The organism is Paraburkholderia phenoliruptrix, assembly GCF_902859825.1.
Lineage (GTDB): Bacteria > Pseudomonadota > Gammaproteobacteria > Burkholderiales > Burkholderiaceae > Paraburkholderia > Paraburkholderia phenoliruptrix.
This window is the reverse complement of record NZ_CADIKB010000001.1, coordinates 12,797-34,250: the sequence shown is the minus strand read 5'-3', so window position 1 is coordinate 34,250 and position 21,454 is coordinate 12,797. Positions and strand designations below refer to the sequence as shown.

Here is a 21,454-nt window from a genome sequence, read left to right as displayed (position 1 = left end):
CAGACGAACCGGACGTCAGTGCGCATGTCAAAAAGCGAGACGAGGCGGCACATACCCACCGTAGCCCGGACCCACGCCCGAAGACTGCGGTATGTTGTAGCCGGTCAGGAAATGGCCCGCAATGTACTTGCCGCTGCCGCCCACCGCATAGTCGACGTAGAAGGCGGCAAAGGCAACGATAGGCTGGAAGGTCTTCGTGACGATCTGACTCACAATGGGCACGTAGATGACCGTGTTGCTCGGCACCGAGCTATACAGCGTGGTTTTTGCACCCGGCTGAATGTAGATGTTGTCACCAATACTGAGCGACGTTGGATTGCCGTTTTCAATCAGTCCGCGAATCGTCGGCACGTCGTTCGCAACGCTGGTGAACGAGGTCCACTGACCCGCATCGCAGCCACCGCCGTATGCATAATCGCTGCCAATCTGAAACTCGTATGCCTTGCCGGTTGAGGGGTCGACTCTCGGCTGATTGGTGCTCGAATCCCAATACGTCTGATACAGGCACTGCCCGAGCGCAACGGGAAAGAGTCCACCTGCCACGGTGCCCGGCGGTGCGGCGACCGCGATCGCCGTGGCGGTTGCCGGCACGCTCGGTACGCCTAACAGTACGCCGAAGGTCAGGCTGACTAGTCCGCCGTTCTGGTTTGCGCTGCGGCTTATTTTGACTTCCACGGCGGGGGCGTCGTTGGTGCCCGGTGTAATCGTGGTTGGCTGCAAGGTCGACGGAGAGCCCGCCAGATTCCAATAGCCCGTTGTCACGGTTCCGCTCGACAATTTGATTCCGTCCGACGCATTCAGTGCGATAGCGGTGGTTGTCGCGGACGCCGCGCCGGCCCAGTCAGGCGTACCGGCGCCATTTGCAATGAAGTGTGAGGCGCCCGCAAGCGCTGCGGCGTCTGCGGCATTCTGCAACTCGTTACGCACTACACTCAGGCGCGCCATGTTGATCGCGAATGCGGCGAATATCAACAAAGGGATCAGGAAAGCGACGAAGAACATGACAACCGATCCTCGCTGACGCATTCGTGGTCCCAACGCGCGACGTCTCGGATAGGCGTGAGCGGTCCGGCGGGGCATGATCCTGTCACTCATAGTTCATCACCGTGATCGCACTGATCGTAACCGGGCCGGTGAGCGCGCTGAACATCGAACCGAGCACGAACCCCTGGTACTGGTACGTGACTGTTACGGTGAGCGGCGAGCCCGATGTCTGAGTCCCGACTTGTGCGACGGCGCTCGCCGAAGTCGCGGGCCCTCCTGTCACCAGGCTATTTTGCGTATAGCTGAGCGCAATGTTCTGGATCTGCGTGCTGCTCAACGGGGTCACACGCAGCACCACCCCCGCGCGCGCCGCTTCACGGCTCGCATTCGTGATCACTGCCTTGTCGCACAGAATCATGCTCACATCGATGATGCCGAACAGCACCATAAGCAGAAAAGGAAGCACGAGCACGAACTCCAGCGCGGCAATGCCTCTTTCCTCACGAAGGGATCGAGGGCCACGTGCCTTCATTTCGCAGTCTCCGCGTCATGGGCGACGCGCCCCGTGGACACCGCGCCCAGACGCGCGGCTGCCGCGGCTTCGGCCGGCGGCTCCAGCTTCGTACGGAGAGTCTCGTAGAAGCGCAGATTGTCCTCGACCGATGCAGGAGGCAGGTCGGCTTGCAGTATCTGTTTCGCGGCGCTCCTGTTGCCGAGCAGCGCATAGGCGAGCGCAAGGTTCTGGCGCGCTTGCGGCGGCGCATTGGCAAGCCCCGCAATCTCAAGCAGCACGTTCGCGGCTTCTCGTGGCTTGTTAGCGAGGATCAGCGACAGCCCGAGATCGGTCGTCAAGCCCTGCACTTCCGGGTGCGCACGCAGCGCGGCGCGATAGACGGCCTGCGCTTCATCGTGGCGGCCTTGGAGATCGAGCACCGTACCGAGACCCTCGGCCGTGACTGGATTGTCTGGAAGCTGCGCCGCGAGCGTGCGGTAAAGCGCAGCTGCAGCGTCGAGCCGGCGCTGACGCAGTGCAACGCGGGCAAGACCGAGCTTCGGCCTCGGATTCGACGGGGCAGCGGCCGCCGTGCGCGCATACAGCACGCGTGCACGTTCGAGGTCGCCGGCTTGATACACGGTATCGGCCAGACCCAGTTGCGCCTCAATCGAGTCGGGCCTCGCTTGCAAGGCTTTGTCGTACAAGGTCAGCGCGAGTTCGGTATTGCCCGCCGACAGCGCGCTGTCCGCAATGTGCAGATCGCTCGCGGGGCTGAGTTTCTGTTGTCCAGATAGCGGCCGCGAATCGATAGCGCCCGTGCTTTCACAGCCTGCAAGGACAAAAACCGCGACAACCGATGCCACAGCGAGCGAACGGCAAGACGAAATGACGTGTTGTTTCATTTAAACACCGCGATGAGTTGAATGACGGCAGGGCCGGCCGCGATCAGGCCCACCGTCGGCAACACAAACAGCATCATGGGCAGGGTCATCTTCGGGGCGAGCTTCGCGGCCTTTTCTTCGAGTGCAAACATTTGGGCGGCACGTTCGGTGCGCGAGAGCATACGTAGCGACTGGGTGATCGGCGTGCCGTACTGCTGCGATTGAATCAGTGTTGTAACCAGTCCGCGTACCGAGGCAAGACCGATACGGTCCGCCATATTGCGCAGCGCCGTGGCGCTCTCAGTGCCCATTTGCAACTCGTCCGCTGCGACGGAAAGCTCGTCGGCAAGCGGCGGGCAGATTGGCAACAGTTCGTGCGCCACGCGCTTGATCGCGACGACGAGGCTGTTGCCCGCATTGGTGCAGATCACGAGCAGGTCGAGCGCATCCGGCAGGCACGAGGAGATCGCCCTCTGCCTACGGCTGATGAGAAATCCAAGCGCGTACTCCGGCACGATCATGCCGACGATGAAAGCCGCCGCCAGCATCAGCACCCGAAAGACAAAGTACTCGCCGATGCGAGGCACATGCGCACCGAACACAATGGCGACGATCGCGAGCAGTGAACCCACAACGATCTTCAGGCCGACCAGTCCCGCCACGGTGCGCCGGTCGCGAAAGCCGGCAGTCGCAAGCTGCTCGGCGAGCTTCTCGCGTTGAAAGGCATTCAGAACCGGCACGCGTTCGCCGATCAGTGCCACGCGCCGCGTCAGCCGCTGCCGCATGTTCGCGAGCGTGCGCTCTTCCGCGGCGGGATCGGCGACCCGGTGCACGGCGGCGTGCCTCAGGCGTTGCGCAATCCGATGGCGCGTACTGCCGGTGCGAAGCAAAATGAGGAGAACGGCGCCGACCAGCACGATCAGCAGCGCGAGATTGGTAAGCGTACGGGCATCGAGGATGTTCATCGCGAGGTATCCAGTTGCGAGATTTTCCGTACCATCCACAGTCCGATCGTCAGCAGTACTGCGGAAAGCGTCAGGATCTTGTGCCCGGCGGGTGTAATGAAGAGCAGCTCGATATAGGGCCGGTTGACGATGTACAGCATGCCCGTGATAGCGAACGGCACAGCCGAAATGATGTTGGTTGCAAGCCGGCCCTCAGCGGTCAGTGCCTTGGTCTTCAGGCGGATATCGCGTCGGCTGCGGATAATCGAGGCGAGATTCTCCAGCGTCTCCGCGAGGTTGCCGCCCGTCTCACGCTGCAGCAGCAGACAGACGGAGAAGAACGCAAAGTCCGCAATCTGCAGCCGCTTCACGGCCTGGTCGAGCACGTCGGGCAGATCCGCACCGAGGCGCAGTGCATCGCCCATGGTGCGAAACGTTGAGCGCACCGGCTCGTCAGTCTCGCGGCCCGCCGTGCTGATGGCCTGCACGACCGGAATGCCGGCCCGCACCGCTCGAATGATCAGATCCAGCGTGTCGGGAAAAGCGGTCAGAAAGCGCGTGCGGAACCGCTCGATCAGAAAACGATACGTCGCGCGCACGGCAAGGAGCGGCACACCGATGACGGCGATAGGCAGCGCCCATTCAGGAGCCGAAGCCAGCTTGACACCCACGAGCGCAGCGATGAAGGCGGCAATCGCGACGGCCGCGATCAGCCGGAAGCCGCCCGCGCCGCTCACCACGCGCACGCGTTGTGCATGCTTCTGCAGCCACGCAAACAAAGCTCCGCCATCTCCCGGGCGGTGCCGCCGGCGAAATAGCTCCTGCTCCTGCTCCGGCTCACGGCGGCCCGCTTTGCGCTGCCGGGCGACGTCGGCTCCGATCTCGTCGATCCGACTGCGGATGCGTGGCGCTGTCCTGCGCCGCGCCAGATCGCGCAGCGACGACGCCATCATGCCCGTGATCAGGATCGCGAAGAAGGCGCCGGCGGCGACGACATCGGCGGGCGTCATGGCCGCATCGCCTCGAGCAGTTGATCTTCGAGGCCGTAGTAGGCCGCTCGCGCCGAAAAGACGGGGCGCAGCGACGACGACTCGAACGCGCCGCGTACCTCGTCCTGATATGCAGTCGTGTCAAAGCGGAACGTGAAGAGATCTTGAGTAATGACGACGTCGCCCTCCATCCCGGCGACCTCGGTGATGCGCGTGACGCGACGCATGCCGTCACGCATCCGCTCGATCTGCAGGATCAGGTGCACCGCGCTCGCGATCTGCCGGCGTATGGACAGCAGCGGCAGATTGCCGTTTGCCATCATCACCATGCTCTCTAGCCGGGTGATCGCATCGCGCGGTGTGTTTGCGTGAATGGTCGTCATGGAGCCGTCGTGCCCAGTGTTCATTGCCTGCAGCACGTCGAACGCCTCGGCCCCGCGTGTTTCGCCGAGGATGATGCGGTCGGGGCGCATCCGCAGCGCATTGCGCACCAGATCGCGCTGCGAAACGGAGCCGAGTCCCTCGGCATTCTCCGGGCGCGTCTCGAGGCTCACGACATGCGGCTGCTGCAATTGAAGCTCGGCCGCGTCTTCGATGGTGACGATCCGTTCATGCTCGTCAATATGATGCGACAGCGCGTTCAGAAGCGTGGTCTTGCCAGACCCCGTGCCGCCGGAGATCACGACATTGAGCCTGCAAGCACCGGCGATCTTCAGCATCCGCGTCATGGCGGGCGACATATTGCCCTGCTGCGCCATCCGCGCGAGCGTGATGTTGCGCTTCGCGAACTTGCGGATGGAGATGGACGCGCCGCGAATCGCGATCGGCGGCAGTACGACGTTGACGCGACTGCCGTCGGCGAGACGCGCGTCGACCATCGGACTGCTTTCGTCCACGCGGCGCCCGACTGCGGCGGCGATGCGCTGTGCGACGTTGATGACATGCGCGTTGTCGCGGAACTTGAGCGGCGTCAGCTCGAGCCGACCGTGCCGCTCCGCGTAGACCTGATCCGGCCCGTTGACAAGGATATCGGTCACCGATTCGTCGGCGAGCAGCGGCTCGATGGGGCCGACGCCGAACATGTCATTGAGTATTTCGTTGACGATCAGCGTTTGCTCGGCCGTCGTCACGTTGAGCCGCTCGCCCATGACCACTTCGGCGGCGATCTGCTCGATACCCGCCCGCACCTGCTCGCGCGACATCATCAATGCGGCCGACATGTTCATTGACGCGAAGACGACGGTGCGGATCTTCTTGAACTTGTCGGAGCGGATGAGCGCTTCATGCCTGTCGATAGGAGCGGACGCGCGCAGCGGCGTCGCCCCGGCTTGCGGGCGTTCTACGCTGATACCGGCGCCTGCGCTTGCGGCCGCGTCGTTATCGACCATGGGTGGCACGACGGCGGCGTAGGTCCTTTTGCCAAATGTCATGTCCCGCCCCTGTTGCCGACAAGACGCTCATACCAGCGCTTGCGCGGCGCCGTCTCAGTGCGGCCGGTCAACATGTTGGCGAGCCCGACCACCGCCGATGTGAAAGGCGTCGGCTTACCGGCCGCGATCGGTTCGCTGAGATTCTCCGCAGCCGCGAGCGTCCTGGGTTCGTAGGGAAACTCGTACATGGATGCACGGCCGAGCGCGCGCTTGAAGTCGGCGGCGGCGACCCGGCCCGCCACGGGTTCGTGTGGATTGTTCAGCAGCAGCGTGATCGTCGGATCGCTGTCGCGGTCTTCGGCGAACCGCAGCAGGCGCGCCGTTTCGCGGGCTCCATGCACCGACCGGTCGGACGTGATATAGATGAATGCGGACGCGGCGAGCGCCTCTTCAGCGATTGCTCCGGCGACGCCCGACAAGTCGAGCATCACGTAATGGAAATGGCGCTTCAGCGCATTGACAAGCTCGTAGACCGCCCCGGGACGACACACGAAATCGTTGCCGTAGGGTCGCTCGGACGAGAGGACGAGAAGCTGATTGCTCTTCGCCACGAGCATCCGGCTGATGAGCGGTGCATCGATGCGCTGCGGGTTCTGCAATAGTTCGGTCAACCCGTTGTTGGTGGTCAGTCCGAGCATCGAGTTGGCGGCCCCGCCACGGAGGTCGAGATCGACATAGGCGATGCGCCGACGCGTGACATCGGCCAGATGGCGCGCCAGCGACACTGCGATGGTGGTGGTGCCGACTCCTCCACGCGCACCGACGAAGCTGACGGCATTGCCGGTGCGCACCGCGGCAGCCGGATCGCGCGCCGTCAGCGCGCGCTGCAGAAGGCCGACAGAAAGTGGCTTGAAAAGATAATCGTGGACGCCGGCGCCAAGCAGGCTGCGATAAAGGTCCACGTCGTTGCGTTCCCCGACTACCACCACAGCGACGGACGGGTCGCAGACGTCCGAAAGACGCGCAAGATCGCTGATCGGCATCTCGGAGCCGGACACGTCGACGATTAGTTGCCTCGGCGAACGATCAGCATTCCTCAGCAACTGGATCGCGTCGTCGATGGTTCCTCTGCGCACGCACGCGCTTTCTATCGACTGATCGACAATCAGGTTCTTCACCGCGATCTCACTGTCGCGATCGGACACGACCGCAAGCAGATCGTCAGCGCTAATTTCGCTGCTGCTCGCGATCCGGAGGAACGATTCGATGGCGCTCACTGGAATGCTCCGCGATCAATGAACCACGTTGTTGGTTGTCGACGTCGAATTGAGCGGAGTCGCGCGCCCTTCTTCGTAACGGCGCACCGCGCTCGCTCCGAGCGCCGCGTCGGCTCCTGCATAAGGGATCGGCGCGACAAGGTCCGCCGGCCGCGCGAGCATGACCGCCAGGTTGGTGTACGTGGCGCAGCCAAAAGACACATCGGGACGGCCGGATCCCGCATCGACCAGGTGAGACGGCTGCGCGAGTTTCCCGCAGTCGGGCGGCACCGCGCGCGAGCCGTCGAACCCAATTACCAACGGATCGGGCATGCCGAGCGGCGGATGCGCCGACATGCAGCCCGCTGACACAGCGAGCAAGGCAAAAGACATCAGGCGCGCAATCATGGCATGGCTCCCCGTTCAGTAAACAAAGCCGGCTGCGCCGACGAGGCGCGGCGCGTCGCCGGACAGCGGATCGATGCCGAGCGAACGCTGCAGCACGTATTCCACGTCGCCTGCAGCATGCGTCACGCCCTCGAGCGGCTGGCGCAGTTGTCCGGGACCGGTGGGTTGCACGATATAAGGCGTGACGATGACGATCACTTCACTTTTGTTGTTGATGTAGTTTTTGGACGAAAACAGCTTGCCGAGTATCGGCAGGCGGCCGAGACCCGGAAGCTCCGCGAGTATGTCGCTCGTCTTGCTTTGCAGCAGACCACCGATGGCGAAGCTTTGGCCGCTCGACAGCTCGACGGTGGTGTCGACCCGGCGCACGGTTAGCGCCGGAATCTTGATGCTATCCAGCGTGACCGAATTGCTCGGATCGATGTCGCTGACTTCCGGACGTACTTTCAGGCTGATGCGGTTATCGGCCAGCACCGTCGGCGTGAAGTCGAGCGACACGCCGTACGGCTTGAAGGCGACAGTAATGGCCCCCGTCGTGTCCTGCGCGACCGGCACCGGAAATTCTCCGCCTGCAAGAAAGCTCGCGGTCTGGCCGGACATCGCGGTCAGATTGGGCTCGGCGAGCATTGTGATGAGCCCTTCCTGATCCAGCGCATCGAGCACCGCCTCGACACTGACGTTCTTCGTATGAAAGCCGGCCACTGTCGAGAACGCGCCGGTCGACGACAGGAGGAATCGATTGGTGACGCTATCGAACAACTGGCGGCCGCTGAAAATCCCACCGAAAAAGTTGCCGACCGAACCGAGCGAACTCCAGTTGATACCGAGTTCCTGCGTGATGTTTCGGTCTACTTCAGTAATCCGCACGCGCAGATTGACCTGAATGGGATGATCCAGTGTCAGGCGGTTGACCAGCGTTTCCTTATCGCGCAGGGACGGCTTGAGCGACTCGACGACCGCATCGGCATCTGCCGCGCTCGGCACGCGGCCGGCAACCATCAGTGATCCTGGCGCACTGGTGAGCGTGAGATGCAGTTGCGGGAAACGCGTATCGAGCATGCGTTGCACCGACTGAGTATCGACATTGACCTCGATGTTCTCGCGAAGGATGGTCCGGTTGTTCGGCCCGAGTGCGAAGAGCGTCGTCGTGCCCGCTTTCTTGCCGAGCACGAATACTGTTTCTGGCGTCGGCACATGCACGTCGGCCACATCCGGATCCGCAACGAATACGGCGACGGCCGGCGCGGGAAGTTTCACCATCTCGCCCTTGCCCGCGGGCACGACCAGCGTCGCACGGCCGTCCGCCGCATGCGCGCCGTGCATGCATGCGAGGCTGCACAGAATGGCAGTGCAGGCAACGAGCATCGCTGAGAAGCGACGCAGCGTGCGAGGGAATGAGAAAACAACGTGCAACATAGCCTTTCCTGTATGAATCGTGCCCACCTTTCGTGTACACAAGCCGCTTTGGCCCGCAGCGGCCGGCGCTTGCGCTACTGAGCGAGCGGCTGCCCGCCGGTCCCCGTTTGCGCCGCTTCGAGCGGCCGTGCAGGCTGCGCGACGGACGATTGCAGTGGCGGCTGGCCAGGCGGCAATGGTGGCAGTCCCGGCACCCCCGTTGGGCTCCCCATTGATGCAGCGCCAGAGGCCTCGCTCGACTTCGAGCCGCGATAGACGATCACGGCAGGTGCGGCCGAGCGCACCACGGCAGCGCGCTTCGTGGTCGCTTGCGCCGCACGCAACGCGCGGGACACGTCGCCGCCCCATACCGGCGGTGTTTGCGGCGCGGTCGTATCGGCTGGCGGCTCGTGACGGTCCCTGGTGGCGAAACTGCGCAATGCGAGCGACAGCGTGCCGAGATGAGTCGCTACTGCAATCACCTGGGCGTTGTGCGGCGTCACCTCGAAGGTCACGGTCCGCGCACGCGTATCGGTTTGCGTGGCGTTGTCTTTAGGGCGCTGAAACGCGGAACCCACCGCGAGCACACGCACGCGATTGACCACGGTCTCCGCTTCCACAGCTCGACCCGCTTCGGCGGTGTTCTTCTCGGAGTCGCTCAGCGTTTGCGTGAGCAGCACGTCCACGTAGTCGCCGGGCTGAATCAGCCCCGCATTGCCCGTTACGTCGTCGATCGCAACGGAGATCGCGCGCATGTCGGGCTTGAGCGCGGCAGCGAGAAAGCCCGGCGCGTTAGGCGAGATGACATCGCCGGGACCGAGCGGCGTGCCGGCGCGTACGGCATGACGCAGCAGATCGCCCTTGAGATCCATGTCAGCGTCACCGCTGCCCGCCTGCCCTTCGACAAGCGCCCCCGCCGGAGCCTGTCCGCGCGGCACGCTCTTCCAGACGAGGTCGCTATCGCGCAGCAGCAAACCGTCGGGCAGATCCGCGGCAGCAGCACGAATGCGCTGTGCCCCGCGTGAACTTGCGGCGCCCGGATGCGACGCCGAGATATAGAGCGTGCGCAGAACGAGCGCGCCAATGATCGCGACGAGGACCAGTCCGGCAAATTTGATGACTCGCGACATGGCGGCGAACTGTTCTAGACGATAGGTGCGCTCAGCGCGAGCGGTGCCCACACTGCCGCGCCCCCACCGAGCGCCAGCGCAATGCCGTAAGGCACACCACGCGCGCGGGACAGACATGACAGCCAGTGCAACGCTTCAATGCGGCGGTAGAGGGGGTCGACCGCAATAATGGCAAGCCCCAATATCAGACCGCAAACAGACACGATGACGAAGATGGGCGCCGCGAGCGACGGGCCTGCCCACAGAAAGACTGCCGCGGCGAGCTTCACGTCACCGCCTGCAATCCATCCGAACCGGAACAGCAGCGAGGACGAGAGGAATGCGCTCGCCGCCATGCCGAGGTGGCCGAAAAATGTGGAAGCGCCGATTCCAACCAGCGCAGCGGCGATGCAATAGAGACCCGCGACGACGAGCACTGCACTGTTGGGCAGACGCCTGAACAGCAGATCCGAGATCGCCAGAGAAGACAACGCGAGGCATGTCGCCAGCTTTACCGTGTACAGCATGTTGGTTTGCCCAGTTCAGCTATGCAATTGCGCGAGAAATGCGGCGGGAACACTAGAGAAAACATGTTCCCGCCAGCCCCATCGCGATGAAGTTACATTGCAGCTGTCGCTTTGGCCGTCAGCGTAGTAAAGACGGAGGAGAGAGCCGGGCTGAATACGGTGCCAACGGCCACGACCGCAACAATGATGATGCCCGCGAGCACGGCGTACTCGAGTGCGCTGACGCCGCGTTCATCACGCGACAGGGACTTGATGAATTGCAGCATAAGTAGCTCCTGTGTTGAGTCCGTTTACTTAGTAAAACGAGACAATGGACGATGCGGATCACATCCATCCAGATGTGCTATCGGCAGATCCAGGGCAGTCTTTAATCTCAAAACCCTAACTTTGACGATCTGCTACTGAACATTGGAGCACTAGCCGCGATACGTCGAATCACCGATGTGAAGCCAAAAAGCGTCGCAATTCTGATGTTTGCGTCCCGTAAGGTGTCGACTGGCGCCGCACAACAACAAGTAGTGTTGCAATGAAGCAGAGACGATGGATCTCCTGCTCCGACTGTCAGAAGGGGTTGAATGTGGAGGCACCGGCGCAAGGGCACCCGGCCTCGAGCGGTCGCAGGACAAGTCGCCGCCTGCGCGATCAGGGTTACGCGGAGGTACCTGCCCCGAGCACTGTGTCGGGCATCCTGCACCGCCACGGGCTGATCGGTGAGGCGGCGTCCGAGGCCGCCACGAAAAAGGCAGCGCTTCGAACATGCGCAGCCCAACGACCTCTCGCAGATGGACTTCAAGGGCTGGTTTGACCCGCCGGACGGGCGGCGCTGTTCGCCATTGACGGTGCTTGACGACCATTCGCGCTACAACCTGACGCTCGACGCCTGCGGCTGCACGAGAGCGACGCCGCCCAGATGCATCTGGAGCGTACGCTCCGTCGCTACGGACTGCCGCTTCGCATCAACGCGGACAACGGTTCGCGCTGAGGCAGTCCCAGTCAGCCGGGGCAACTCACCGCGCTGGCCATCTGGCTGATCCGGCTGGGCGGGCGGCTGTCTCTCAGTCGCGTGGCGCATCGTCAGGCCAATGGCTAGCAGGAGCGGTTATCACCTCGGAACCATCAACCTCGGCCAACTGGAATGAGCGGATCATGTGTTATCTACTCCCCGCACACCTGTTACCCATGTCTCCGGTCCATACAGACGATATGAAAAAGTGCCTTGTCGACTGGCAGAATTGCACTTCGAAGCGGGGGCGGGGGCATCCCCGATTAACGAATGGGGTTGAGGTCGATCTGCGGGTGCGTTGTCTTCTAAGCATGTCCAGCCTGTTGCAGCTGCTCGTTCAATGACCGGGCACCCCGCGCAGGTAGGGCGAAACGACTCCGTGTAACTGCAAAGCTCTCTCAATTCAGTGTTACAGCCCCCAATCGGCCCCACTTGAGGTCATAGAAACGCCGACTAGTCAGTTGGGTAAGCGCGTCGGGGCGACCATACGACAGCGGGTTATCCGACAAAAAATTCTCAGAGACCGTGGCATCTTGAATACGAACAATGTCATGATTTGCGGACCGGCTATATCTGTTCCACGCCGATATCTCCGGCCGAATGGAAGAAGCTGGCCGTCGATCATCATTCAGGCCATGGCCGCTCCGCTGCAACCTTGCGGGCGTTGGGATATCGGAGTCGCGGGACGCTCGCTGCCTGGATCGAAGAGCTGCATCCCGAAATCGGAAAGCGCATTGGCGGCCGAGCAACTGGCAGCCTTCCGAAATCGCCGGCGCCGAAGCAGGCTGCAGTCATCGATCTGTGCACCTGAGAGGAAAGCGCGCGCCTGCTTGCCCAAAAAGCAGGCGTGAGTAGGCCAACGCTTTACATTGGAAGAATCAGCTGGTCGATGCGCTAAAAAGACCTCCGTGTTGCGAGAGCTTTGAGCCGCATTGCGGCTAGCTCGCAGTTTCTACTTCTATCAAGCACCGTGCGCTTCTGCTCGCGCCGACATGTATGCTGGCGCTCGTCGAGTCATCGCAGACATCACATCCGCTAGGAAGGCGCTGACGACGTCGCTCAGGGGCCGTGGTTCTCCCGCGAACCATGTGCTGGTCCGACCCGCTGATATTCGTTGCGACGACTCGAAGAATGACGCCGTGATTGGCCTTCCTGCCAGCAGTGTCGACGACTTCTGCCTGACATGCTGTCTCCTGATGTCATGTGTAGATGGAATGCGGATGCGGTTGCTACTTTGACTACATTACAGCCAGTCGGTCTCGAAGCTGCAGTCGGTAAGCGGGGTGCAACCGTTCTCCGTGAGCACGACCTGCTGCTCCAGCTTCACGCCCTGACTACCGCCTCCCGCACCGATGTAGCTTTCGACGCATACCGTCATGCCGACCTCGAACAGCCCGTCGTAACCTGCGCTTTCCCAGTCGACCTCGTGCGCAATGGAGGGATACTCATCGACCATCCCTATGCCGTGAGCAAGGCAGCAATATCGGTTCTTGAGGTAGGGGGCCGGAATCCTCCATGCCTTTTCCGAAAACTGGCGGAAGGTCATGCCTGAGCGCAGAATGTCCATATTGAAGTGGACCTGGGCGTAGGCGAGCGCGTACAGCTCGCGCTGCTCGTCGGAAGGACGGCAGTCACCCACCAGCCAGGTGCGCGAAATATCGGAGCAGTAGCCGTTCGGCCCAACCATGTCCGTGTCAAGCGCGAGAAGGTCGCCGGCTTGCAAAACCCGGCTGGAACATTCATGCATCCAGGGATTCGTCCGGTCACCCGACGCGAGAAGTCGGGTTTCAATCCACTCGCCGCCGTTCCGGATGTTCTCGTAGTGCAGATGGGCCCAGACGTCGTTTTCAGACAGTCCAGGACGAAGCTCGCGACGCATACGCTCGATTCCCTTTTCAGCGCTGCGCAGCGACTCACCAATCAGAACGAGTTCGCCCGGTGATTTGATCAGGCGCGCCGTCTCCATCAGGGCCTGCCCGTCCAGCAGGGTAATGCCATGTTTTTCCAGGTATGCCGTGCCGAACGGGTCGAGCCGGTCTACCGCCAGCAGGCTGTCGCCAGGTGCATTTTTCCTGAACACATCGACTATCTCCGCGCCCCACGTCTCGGCGCGGCGTTTAGCTTCATGCCCAGCGTTGAAGAACGTCCAGCTCAGTGCGCCACGTAACTCGACGTTCAGGTCCAGCCCGTCCCATACGTGCGCACTGCTGTGGAATTCCCACGCGATGATGCGACCGTCAGCGAAGACCATAACGTATCGCGCCGGATTGCGGCCCGCCCAAACCTGCATGTTTGACGTGTCGGTCGCGTATCGAATATTGACCGGGTCGTAGAGCAGGATTGCCGGGCATTTGTTTTTACGCAACTGTCCCTGTACCCGCGCGAGTCGATACGCTCGAACGTCGCGCAGTACGCTTTCCTTTCCACCCGTTTCAACTGCGGCACCTCCATTCAAGAGCTGGTCGTCCGTCATTCTTTGCTGCTCCAGACGTTATTGTGAGTGTCGGGCTGCGCGAAATGGCAAGCTGTTCAAAAGAGATACCGGCTACTGTCAGAGCTCCAGTACCAAATCCGAAGTCGGACGGCTGCAGCAGAGGAGTCGGAATCCCTTCTGAATCTCTCGCTCTCGGATTCCGCCGTTGTGGTTCATGTCAACCGTCCCTTCAAGCACCTTCGTCTTGCACGTGCCGCACATGCCCTGACTGCACGACGACGGGATTGCTACTCCGGCTTTTCTCGCGGCGGAAAGGACCGTCTCCGCCGCGTTCATCGTGAACGACTTCGACGAGCGGGATAGCTTGATGGTGAAGGTCTCTTGCGCGGCCTCGCTCGCCGGTGCGATGGGTTCCGGTGCGACGCCGGCGCTGATGTCGAAACTTTCCTGGTGATAACGCGCAGGGTTGTGTCCGCCCTCATGAAGCAATGCGCGCACCGCGTTCATGTAGCCAGCCGGACCACAAGTAAATACCTCGCGCTCGGTGTGGTCGGGCACCCACTCGGAGAGAAGCTGGAGGCTGAGCCGCCCTACCGGGCCAGACCAGCCACCTTCGTCTCCGACGCCTTCACACACGAAAAATGTCTTGAGGCGAGGAGAAAGTTCAGCGAGCCTCTGCAGTTCCCTTCGGAAGACGATGTCGGCGGGTGTCCGCGCGCTATGAATAAAGACGATGTCGCGGTCCAAGCCGAGGTCAATACTCGCGCGTGTCATGGACATGAGCGGCGTGACACCCGAGCCGGCGGACAGGTACAACGACTTTGTCGCTGCAGCTGCGGTCGCCGTGAAACTGCCGGACGGGCCGTACGCGCGCAACTGCTTTCCTGGCTGCATGCTTTCGTGAAGCCAGTTGGACATCGCACCGCCGGGCACTCGCTTGACCGTCATGGAGACTAGATACGGACGCGTCGGCGGCGAAGAGATCGTGTAACAACGCTCGAGCCGGTGCCCATGGACATCCGCCGATACCGTCATGAACTGGCCCGGCTCGAAGCGCACCGGCAGGCCATCTTCGGTGCGGAACTCGAACGTCTTCACGTCATGTGTCTCGTCAATGACGCGGCAACAGGTCAACGTCTGCTGTTCACCACTCGGCCAGTGGCGCGCACCTTGCTCCCACGTGGCGGCGTCAGTCAATCGATCGGCGGTCTGAGGCAACTGATGAAACATGCTTTCCACGCAATTCATGGCAATGACTCCATTCAGACGACGCCGTGTGCGCTCAGGCGGGCCGCATACCAGCGCGAGAACTGATCGACGTAGGCTTCGGTGAACGGCGAAAATACGCCGGGCACATAGGCCGGATCCTGCGTGCCTTCATGCGTGATTTCCACGAGGTGCTTGTCCTGTGTGTTCGTGGCCAGCCAGACCTCGGTCAGATCCTTGACGTTGTAGTCCACGCCCTCCACCGCATCCGCATGAACGAGCCATTTCGTGCGTACGAGCGTTCTGTCCGCGGCAAGAGGGATGATGTAGCTGATCACCGCGTGGTCGCTCATCACGTGAGTCCACGAATTGTGAGTCCACAGATGAGTGTCTCCCAGATCGCGCCGCGTAAGGTTGCCGAAAAGCCGGGTGCTCGCCACCGTGGTGCTGATCGTTTGCGATTCCCCCGCACCGGCAATCACGAGTTGCTGCGTGCGGAATTGCGTTACCGCGTCTTCGTCGAGCCATTCGACTGTTTCGCTGACGAATCCATCACGCTCCCAGCTCGCCTGACACGCCGCATTGCGCGACTTGTACTCTTCCAGCGCCACAAGCGATTCTTCGCTGAGATTCTCCGGGCAGAAGCCGAAGTCCTCCGGCAGAAAGGACGCGGTCAGTTCAGGATGAGTACCCTGGCAGTGGTAGCACTCGCGGTTATTTTCGATGACGAGTTTCCAGTTGCCGTTCTCGACTATCTCCTGCTCGAAGGCGATTTTCGTGTGCTGCAGATCATAGGGCGCGAAGCGCGGCGCCATGGTCTGTTCCAGTCTGGAGATATCCTCCGGCGCGTTCTTGTCGAGGCAGACAAAGATATGGGTGCCGACAATTTTCGTATTGACCGGAATGAGGCTACGGCACGTCACATCGAAATCTTTGCCCATATGTGTCGTGTGACGCAGGCCTCCGTCCAGGTCATACGTCCACTGATGATAAGGGCATACGAGCATACCGACCGTCGACTTCCCGGCTCCCTTCAGCCGCGCGCCGCGATGCCGGCATACATTGCGATAGGTACGGATGTTCTCATCGTCGTCGCGAACGATGATGATGGACGCCTTGCCGATGTCTACCGTCGAAACGTCGCCCGGTTCCGGCACGTCGGCCGTCACGCCGACCAGAATCCAGTGCTTATGAAAAAACACGTCGACGTCGGTCTCGAATACGTCGGCACGGCCGAACAACTCGCCGGGCATGCCATAACCTGGCTCACGGCTACGAACCAGCTCACCATGGGTCTTGAGTTGCGCTTCAGACATCGTCGTTCTCCAACATTCAGGGGTCTCGGGACTTCGGTGGGTCCCGCTATGACCCGAGTATTGGATCGACGAAAAGCAGCGTCAACGCGCCTTATTTTCGGCCTGGCATTACTTTGGATTATGCGAGTGCGCGTGCACGGCGCAAGGCTGATGCGCGTCGCTGCGCAGCCACGCAATCACCGCCTCAATGGCTGGATTGATAGTGCGTCCGTGCGGTATGACAACGTAATACGAATCGGAGGTCGCATAGGAGGCGACCGGCAGGCGCACGAGCTCGCCCGCCGCAATGAGGCCGCTCACGAGCCTGCCCCAGCCGAGCGCAATGCCGAGACCGTGGCGCGCCGCGTCGATTGCATCGGTGTAAAGCGTGCAGCGCAGCGCATAGTTCAAACGTACAGGTGTGAAGCCCACGGCCCGAAACCATGCGTCCCACCCCATCCAGCCTTCGGAGGTGATGTCGGACTCGATCAACGCCGCGCTGGCCACATCGTGCAGCGACTCCGGCATGCCGCGGGATTCAATCCATGCCGGTGAGCAGACAGGAAAGACCTCCTCGTCAAAAATCCAGGTCGCCGTGCCGTCGCCCCATCTGCCGTTGCCGAATCGAACGGCTATGTCGACCTCCTTCGGCCGCAGGTCCGCGTTGAACATCTGCGTGGAAATGCGAAGCTGCAAGTGCGGCTGCTCCTGTTTAAGCGCCGCCAGACCGGGCAGCAGACGAAAGTGGGAGAATGCCGAGGTGGCCGCCAGTACGAGTTCCTGCTCGACAGGTCCACTGGAAAGCCGGTCGAACACGCCGGCAATCTTCTGCATGGATTCGGCCACCACCAGATAGAGCGCTTCTCCATCCGGCGTCAGTTCGATCGAGCGATGCAAACGCTCGAAGAGCCGCGTTCCCAGCGTTTCCTCGAGGAATTTCACTTGCCGGCTGACCGCCGCCTGCGTCACACCGAGTTCGTTCGAAGCAAGCGTAAAGCTCTGGTGTCGCGCCACCGCCTCGAATTCGACGAGCGCGGTCACAGACGGAATCAGCCGCCGGTACCCTTTGGTTCGCGGCGTGGACGGTTTCAGCGGCACAGCGGTCACGCTCGCGCTTGTGTCACGATGGTCGACTCCGTGCGCGCCACGACCAGCACCGTGCAGCCTTCATTCGACGAAGTGCTGTGTCGCGACCCCGCGGGGTATGACACCGTTTGCCCGGGCAGAAAGTCCGTGCCGTCGTGATCGGTGAACACGCCATCCAGTATCACGACGAGTTCGGTCGAGTCGTGCCGGTGATCGAGCGAGCGGGCGCCGGGTTGCAGGCGCATCCAGTAGCTCTTCCAGGCACCCTGCTCGTCTTCGGCAACCGGAATAAATGAGAAACCCGGCAGAATCGTCTCGCCGATCCTCATGGGCTGCCAGTCGCGCTCGTCGATCGAATACCAGCGGCGACCATCCTTTACTTTCACGCCAAAGAGATCCGGTTGTTGCCGCATACGTTTGCCCCCCTTCTCTGCCTATGCTTCTGTCTGTGAACCGGGCCAGTCGCGCATCATCGCGCCGACCTCCTCGCCTAGCCACTCGCGAAACCGGACATATTCCGGACGGAGTCTCGCACTCTTGTTCGTGATCAGGTAATGATGGCGGTCATGGAACTCCAGTGCGTTCTGGACGGGCCGAATAAGCAGGCCCTGCTCGACCTGGCGATGCACCAGGTGATGCCACCCGAGCAGCGTTCCTTCGCCGGCTTCGGCTTGCGAAACGAGCAGCCGATAGTCATTGCTTTCCAGATGCTCGTTCTCGACCAGTCTGTCGGAGCCGTCGCCCTGCTGGAACCAGTTGCGCCAGACCGACCAGTCCACGTGCTCGCAGACCTGCGCGCGGCCCAGCAAGGAAAGGTTTAGCGTCGCGTGCGACAGAAGATCGAGCGGCTTAACCGACCTCGCACGGAAGTGGCGCTCGTAAAAATCGCGGCTGCATACCGGATAAACAACATCGTGAAAGAGCGGCTCGACATCGTATTCCGGTTCGCGCGGCGGGTTCTTCGTAATGATGACATCGGGCTCCATCAGTTCGTCGAGCTCCATGAAATGCTCGGTCACCATGATGTGAAGGCGGATATCGGGAAACTGCTTGCGAAAGGAAGGCAAACGCACAGACAACCACAGCGCGGAGAACGTATGCGACACGCAGATCGTAAGCGCATGCTTGTCGTTCCGGCGCACGGCCTGGGCCGCCTCGGCAATGTTCATGATGGACAGATAGGACGCGTTATAGAGAATGCGCCCCGCATCCGTCAATGCGATATGCCGGCCGGTGCGTTCGAACAGCGCGACGTCCAGCGAATCTTCGAGTTCCTTGATCTGCCGGCTGATTGCCGCCTGTGTGACGCACAACACTTCTGCAGCTTGTGTGAAGCTCTCGTAGCGTGCAGCCGTGACGAAGCATTTCAGAGCACGTAACGACGGCATCTGAGCTAATAATCGGTCGGCAAACACCGGTTTCTTTTGCATGGCTTTCACCTGTAAAGCGGACGCGTCCAGGACCGAGGACGACTCTGCCGACGCCGCGCAATGCCCCGTGACAATGCGTTGACCGCGCACTCGAGCAGAACGCTCCAGCCTCAACCAGTTTGCGATTGTTCGACGAACCTGACAAGCGTAGAGAACCCCAATACGCGCGGCCGTTGCTATTGCCATGACGCACGCGGCGCCAGCACGCGCTCGTGTGTGGCTGCGAAAGCCCACGGCAGCGTCGCCGCTACGCGCTTGCCCTGATCCGCTCCAGCACGCCGTCTAGCGCCCGCTGATAATGGCTGTACGTTCCACGCTGCAGGAGCTCCGCGTGCACCTGCTCGTTGATGCCGCCAGGTGTCATGCATTCGTCGGTCAATTGTGCGAACGGCTGCATGGTTCGCGCCGCGTCGTGGGCAAGTCCCACGTAATAGCCGGACAGAAACGCGCGAGCGGCGTCATACTCGACGCCTTGCTTGACGAGCCACTGCGCCTCGCTCTCCAACACCGCATAAAAGCTCGCCATGGTCGCCGTGACGGCGGAGAGAGCGTCGAACCTGCTTTCGTCGTCCACTTCCACCGCTTCGCCCAGCGCGGAAAAAATGCCCCGGGCCGTTTTGTCGGCGGGACAGATCGCCGTGCTGCCCCGGCCTTCCGCCACCGCCGGTAACGGAACGGCGCGTGTCACGCTCTGCACCGGTCCGACGAGGCGGCGAAGCTGATCGAGAGGCACACCCGCAAGGAAGCTGATCACGCGATGGCGCGCAGAAAACTCCAGTTGCCCGAGCACGTCCACGGCGATCTGCGGGACCACTGCAAGGCATACCGCATCCGACGATTCGAGCACTGCCTGATTGCTTGCGCACACGCTAATTCGCTCGTCGAGTGCCGCGAGTTCACCGGCGATCTTCTCGTTGCGCGGCGATAGCGATATGCTCTCGAACGCAACATCGAATCTGAGCATGCCCGTCACGACTGCTTTCGTAATAGTCCCCGTCCCGATGAATCCGAATCGCATGAGATCTCACTTGATGTTTTGCACGACAATTGCCCGGCAGGGTCGCCGGGGTCCTTCCTCGGTAAAGGTGCGCGTGAGCGCCTGCCTGTTACACACGGCGGCGGTGACCGCGCGCCGCGCTTGGCCTAGTCGAGCTTCAGCCAGGTCGTTTTCAACTCGCAGTATTGGTCGTGCGCGTAGACGGATTTGTCCCGACCACCGAAGCCCGACTGCTTGAAACCGCCGAACGGCGTGGACAGGTCGCCTTCGCCGAAGCAGTTCACCGTCACCGTGCCCGCGCGAATGCGTGCGGCGATCCTGTGCGCGTGATTGACGTTGTCCGTCCAGAGCGAGGCCGCAAGGCCATAGCAGGTGTCGTTTGCTATCTGCACCGCATCGTCGATGTCCGTGTATTCGATGAAGCACACGACGGGACCGAACACCTCCTCGCGCGCAATACTCATACGGGGGGTGACATTGTCGAAAATGGTCGGCTCGACGAACCAGCCGCCTGTTTCAGTCCGCGTGGCCCTGCCGCCGCATACGAGATGCGCGCCTTCTGCCTTTGCCTTCTCGATGTGCGCGAGCACTTTCTCGTAGTGCTTTTCTTCGATCAGCGCGCCGAGCTTCACGTCCGGATCAAGTGGATCGCCCGTCTTCCAGTTCTCCAGCACGGCAGTTATCTTCTCGAGCAATTGCGCCTTCAGGCTCGACGGAACCAGGATACGGGAGCCCGCGCTGCAGTTTTCACCCATGTTCCAGAACGCAGCCGCGACTGCCTGCTCGGCCACGGCGTCGAGATTGGCAACATCCGGGAGCACGACCTGCGGATTCTTGCCGCCGCATTCGAGCACGACCCGTTTCAGGTTGGTATCCGCGGAATAGTGAAGGAAGCGCTTGCCGGTCTCCGTGGAGCCTGTGAATGCAATGAGATCGACATCGCCGTGCCGCCCCAAAGCCTGCCCCGCACTCTCGCCGAAACCGGTCACGACGTTGAAGACGCCGGCAGGCACGCCTGCTTCAAGGGCGAGATCGGCAATCCGCAACGTCGAAAGCGACGTTTGTTCAGCGGGCTTGACGATGACGCTGTTGCCTACCGATAGCGCCGGGCCTATTTTCCACGCGAGCATCAGCGCCGGAAAATTCCACGGCAATACCGCGCCCACCACACCCATGGGCTCGCGCGTGATCATGCTAACCACGCCCGCACCCGACGGAGACAGCGCGTCATAGCGCTTGTCCGTTACTTCGGCATGCCAACGGATGCATGCCGCCGACTCGGGAATGTCGAGCCCCATGCATTCGCTGATGGGTTTGCCCGCCTCGAGCGCTTCGAGAAGCGCCAGTTCCTCGGCGTGTTCTTCAATCAACGCGGCGAGCCGCAGAAGCACGGCCTTGCGCGCCGCTGGTGCAGCTTTCGACCACACGCCCGATTCGAACGCGTCTCGTGCGGCCGCGACGGCCCGGTCAATATCCCTCGTGTCACACTTCGCGACTTCGGCCAGCAATTGTCCCGTCGACGGGTTGAGCGTGCCGAAGGTCTCACTGGATGCCGCAGGACACCGTGCGCCTGCAATGAACGCGCGTCCGTCGAGCGATAGCGCCTCTGCTTTCTGCTTCCATTCCTCATAGCTGGTCATATGC

General features: G+C 61.7%; 20 protein-coding genes and 2 pseudogenes. 2 read left to right on the top strand and 20 right to left on the bottom strand.

Features of this window, described 5'->3' with window-relative positions:
- Positions 1-27: 27 nt before the first annotated feature.
- From HV711_RS00170 to HV711_RS00115, 12 genes are all read right to left on the bottom strand, one after another.
- Positions 28-1,002 carry a TadG family pilus assembly protein gene (locus HV711_RS00170; protein ID WP_082201550.1) on the bottom strand — a complete coding sequence of 325 codons (975 nt, stop codon included), beginning with the start codon at positions 1,000-1,002 and terminating at the stop codon, positions 28-30.
- A gap of 85 nt (positions 1,003-1,087) precedes the next feature.
- Complete coding sequence (locus HV711_RS00165; protein ID WP_035483373.1) at positions 1,088-1,516, bottom strand: TadE/TadG family type IV pilus assembly protein; 429 nt, start codon at positions 1,514-1,516, stop codon at positions 1,088-1,090.
- A complete protein-coding gene (locus HV711_RS00160) occupies positions 1,513-2,382 on the bottom strand; it encodes a tetratricopeptide repeat protein (protein ID WP_051224624.1) in 870 nt (289 codons plus the stop codon). The genes HV711_RS00165 and HV711_RS00160 overlap by 4 nt, the downstream gene beginning before the upstream one ends.
- On the bottom strand, positions 2,379-3,326 hold the full coding sequence (locus HV711_RS00155; RefSeq protein ID WP_035483376.1) for a type II secretion system F family protein: 948 nt from the start codon (positions 3,324-3,326) through the stop codon (positions 2,379-2,381). Before HV711_RS00155 ends, HV711_RS00160 begins: the two co-directional genes overlap by 4 nt.
- Positions 3,323-4,315, bottom strand: a complete 993-nt coding sequence (locus HV711_RS00150; RefSeq protein WP_035483378.1) for a type II secretion system F family protein — start codon at positions 4,313-4,315, stop codon at positions 3,323-3,325. The genes HV711_RS00155 and HV711_RS00150 overlap by 4 nt, the downstream gene beginning before the upstream one ends.
- The gene (locus HV711_RS00145; protein WP_082201551.1) at positions 4,312-5,724 is read right to left on the bottom strand and encodes a TadA family conjugal transfer-associated ATPase; all 1,413 of its coding nucleotides are present in this window, start codon (positions 5,722-5,724) and stop codon (positions 4,312-4,314) included. Before HV711_RS00145 ends, HV711_RS00150 begins: the two co-directional genes overlap by 4 nt.
- Positions 5,721-6,941: a CpaE/TadZ family protein gene (locus HV711_RS00140; protein WP_051224631.1), complete on the bottom strand. Its 1,221-nt coding sequence runs from the start codon at positions 6,939-6,941 to the stop codon at positions 5,721-5,723. Before HV711_RS00140 ends, HV711_RS00145 begins: the two co-directional genes overlap by 4 nt.
- 15 nt (positions 6,942-6,956) lie before the next feature.
- A complete protein-coding gene (locus tag HV711_RS00135) occupies positions 6,957-7,328 on the bottom strand; it encodes a CpaD family pilus assembly lipoprotein (RefSeq protein ID WP_035483381.1) in 372 nt (123 codons plus the stop codon).
- Between the two features lie 15 nt (positions 7,329-7,343).
- Complete coding sequence (locus tag HV711_RS00130) at positions 7,344-8,693, bottom strand: type II and III secretion system protein family protein (RefSeq protein WP_051224640.1); 1,350 nt, start codon at positions 8,691-8,693, stop codon at positions 7,344-7,346.
- 125 nt (positions 8,694-8,818) lie between these two features.
- Positions 8,819-9,853 (bottom strand): Flp pilus assembly protein CpaB, encoded by a 1,035-nt coding sequence (gene cpaB / locus HV711_RS00125; protein WP_051224634.1) that lies wholly within the window; start codon positions 9,851-9,853, stop codon positions 8,819-8,821.
- A 14-nt stretch (positions 9,854-9,867) separates the two neighbouring features.
- Entirely contained in the window at positions 9,868-10,359 is a 492-nt protein-coding gene (locus HV711_RS00120) for an A24 family peptidase (protein WP_035483384.1), read from the bottom strand.
- A 92-nt stretch (positions 10,360-10,451) separates the two neighbouring features.
- On the bottom strand, positions 10,452-10,625 hold the full coding sequence (locus tag HV711_RS00115) for a Flp family type IVb pilin (RefSeq protein WP_035483387.1): 174 nt from the start codon (positions 10,623-10,625) through the stop codon (positions 10,452-10,454).
- Positions 10,626-10,951: 326 nt separating this feature from the next.
- Here HV711_RS00115 and HV711_RS00110 point away from each other — a divergent pair.
- A pseudogene (locus tag HV711_RS00110) lies at positions 10,952-11,446 on the top strand (DDE-type integrase/transposase/recombinase); the annotation flags it as partial.
- Positions 11,447-11,802: 356 nt separating this feature from the next.
- A pseudogene (locus HV711_RS00105) lies at positions 11,803-12,250 on the top strand (IS3 family transposase); the annotation flags it as partial.
- 355 nt (positions 12,251-12,605) lie between these two features.
- On the opposite strand, the gene HV711_RS00100 reads toward HV711_RS00105, so the two are convergent.
- The 8 genes from HV711_RS00100 to HV711_RS00065 all read right to left on the bottom strand — a co-directional run bounded on the left by HV711_RS00100 (position 12,606) and on the right by HV711_RS00065 (position 21,450).
- Positions 12,606-13,835, bottom strand: a complete 1,230-nt coding sequence (locus HV711_RS00100) for a M24 family metallopeptidase (RefSeq protein ID WP_035483391.1) — start codon at positions 13,833-13,835, stop codon at positions 12,606-12,608.
- 78 nt (positions 13,836-13,913) lie between these two features.
- Positions 13,914-15,044: an FAD-binding oxidoreductase gene (locus HV711_RS00095; RefSeq protein ID WP_035483394.1), complete on the bottom strand. Its 1,131-nt coding sequence runs from the start codon at positions 15,042-15,044 to the stop codon at positions 13,914-13,916.
- Positions 15,045-15,058: 14 nt separating this feature from the next.
- Entirely contained in the window at positions 15,059-16,318 is a 1,260-nt protein-coding gene (locus tag HV711_RS00090) for an aromatic ring-hydroxylating oxygenase subunit alpha (RefSeq protein WP_035483396.1), read from the bottom strand.
- A 108-nt stretch (positions 16,319-16,426) separates the two neighbouring features.
- Positions 16,427-17,395: a LysR substrate-binding domain-containing protein gene (locus HV711_RS00085; RefSeq protein ID WP_425195013.1), complete on the bottom strand. Its 969-nt coding sequence runs from the start codon at positions 17,393-17,395 to the stop codon at positions 16,427-16,429.
- 5 nt (positions 17,396-17,400) lie between these two features.
- The gene (locus HV711_RS00080; protein WP_254604726.1) at positions 17,401-17,769 is read right to left on the bottom strand and encodes a cupin domain-containing protein; all 369 of its coding nucleotides are present in this window, start codon (positions 17,767-17,769) and stop codon (positions 17,401-17,403) included.
- A gap of 48 nt (positions 17,770-17,817) precedes the next feature.
- Positions 17,818-18,813, bottom strand: coding sequence for a LysR substrate-binding domain-containing protein (locus HV711_RS00075; RefSeq protein ID WP_035483476.1), 996 nt, complete (start codon positions 18,811-18,813; stop codon positions 17,818-17,820).
- Positions 18,814-19,060: 247 nt separating this feature from the next.
- On the bottom strand, positions 19,061-19,831 hold the full coding sequence (locus tag HV711_RS00070; protein ID WP_035483400.1) for a pyrroline-5-carboxylate reductase: 771 nt from the start codon (positions 19,829-19,831) through the stop codon (positions 19,061-19,063).
- A 125-nt stretch (positions 19,832-19,956) separates the two neighbouring features.
- Complete coding sequence (locus HV711_RS00065) at positions 19,957-21,450, bottom strand: aldehyde dehydrogenase (RefSeq protein WP_035483403.1); 1,494 nt, start codon at positions 21,448-21,450, stop codon at positions 19,957-19,959.
- Positions 21,451-21,454 lie beyond the last annotated feature (4 nt).

What these genes read in the sequence shown, in the direction of transcription:
- HV711_RS00170 (WP_082201550.1), bottom strand. Translation starts at nt 1,002, where the DNA reads ATGTTCTTCGTCGCTTTCCTGATCCCTTTGTTGATATTCGCCGCATTC.
- HV711_RS00165 (WP_035483373.1), bottom strand. Translation starts at nt 1,516, where the DNA reads ATGAAGGCACGTGGCCCTCGATCCCTTCGTGAGGAAAGAGGCATTGCC.
- HV711_RS00160 (WP_051224624.1), bottom strand. Translation starts at nt 2,382, where the DNA reads ATGAAACAACACGTCATTTCGTCTTGCCGTTCGCTCGCTGTGGCATCG.
- HV711_RS00155 (WP_035483376.1), bottom strand. Translation starts at nt 3,326, where the DNA reads ATGAACATCCTCGATGCCCGTACGCTTACCAATCTCGCGCTGCTGATC.
- HV711_RS00150 (WP_035483378.1), bottom strand. Translation starts at nt 4,315, where the DNA reads ATGACGCCCGCCGATGTCGTCGCCGCCGGCGCCTTCTTCGCGATCCTG.
- HV711_RS00145 (WP_082201551.1), bottom strand. Translation starts at nt 5,724, where the DNA reads ATGACATTTGGCAAAAGGACCTACGCCGCCGTCGTGCCACCCATGGTC.
- HV711_RS00135 (WP_035483381.1), bottom strand. Translation starts at nt 7,328, where the DNA reads ATGATTGCGCGCCTGATGTCTTTTGCCTTGCTCGCTGTGTCAGCGGGC.
- HV711_RS00130 (WP_051224640.1), bottom strand. Translation starts at nt 8,693, where the DNA reads ATGCTCGTTGCCTGCACTGCCATTCTGTGCAGCCTCGCATGCATGCAC.
- cpaB (WP_051224634.1), bottom strand. Translation starts at nt 9,853, where the DNA reads ATGTCGCGAGTCATCAAATTTGCCGGACTGGTCCTCGTCGCGATCATT.
- HV711_RS00120 (WP_035483384.1), bottom strand. Translation starts at nt 10,359, where the DNA reads ATGCTGTACACGGTAAAGCTGGCGACATGCCTCGCGTTGTCTTCTCTG.
- HV711_RS00115 (WP_035483387.1), bottom strand. Translation starts at nt 10,625, where the DNA reads ATGCTGCAATTCATCAAGTCCCTGTCGCGTGATGAACGCGGCGTCAGC.
- HV711_RS00100 (WP_035483391.1), bottom strand. Translation starts at nt 13,835, where the DNA reads ATGACGGACGACCAGCTCTTGAATGGAGGTGCCGCAGTTGAAACGGGT.
- HV711_RS00095 (WP_035483394.1), bottom strand. Translation starts at nt 15,044, where the DNA reads ATGAATTGCGTGGAAAGCATGTTTCATCAGTTGCCTCAGACCGCCGAT.
- HV711_RS00090 (WP_035483396.1), bottom strand. Translation starts at nt 16,318, where the DNA reads ATGTCTGAAGCGCAACTCAAGACCCATGGTGAGCTGGTTCGTAGCCGT.
- HV711_RS00075 (WP_035483476.1), bottom strand. Translation starts at nt 18,813, where the DNA reads ATGCAAAAGAAACCGGTGTTTGCCGACCGATTATTAGCTCAGATGCCG.
- HV711_RS00070 (WP_035483400.1), bottom strand. Translation starts at nt 19,831, where the DNA reads ATGCGATTCGGATTCATCGGGACGGGGACTATTACGAAAGCAGTCGTG.
- HV711_RS00065 (WP_035483403.1), bottom strand. Translation starts at nt 21,450, where the DNA reads ATGACCAGCTATGAGGAATGGAAGCAGAAAGCAGAGGCGCTATCGCTC.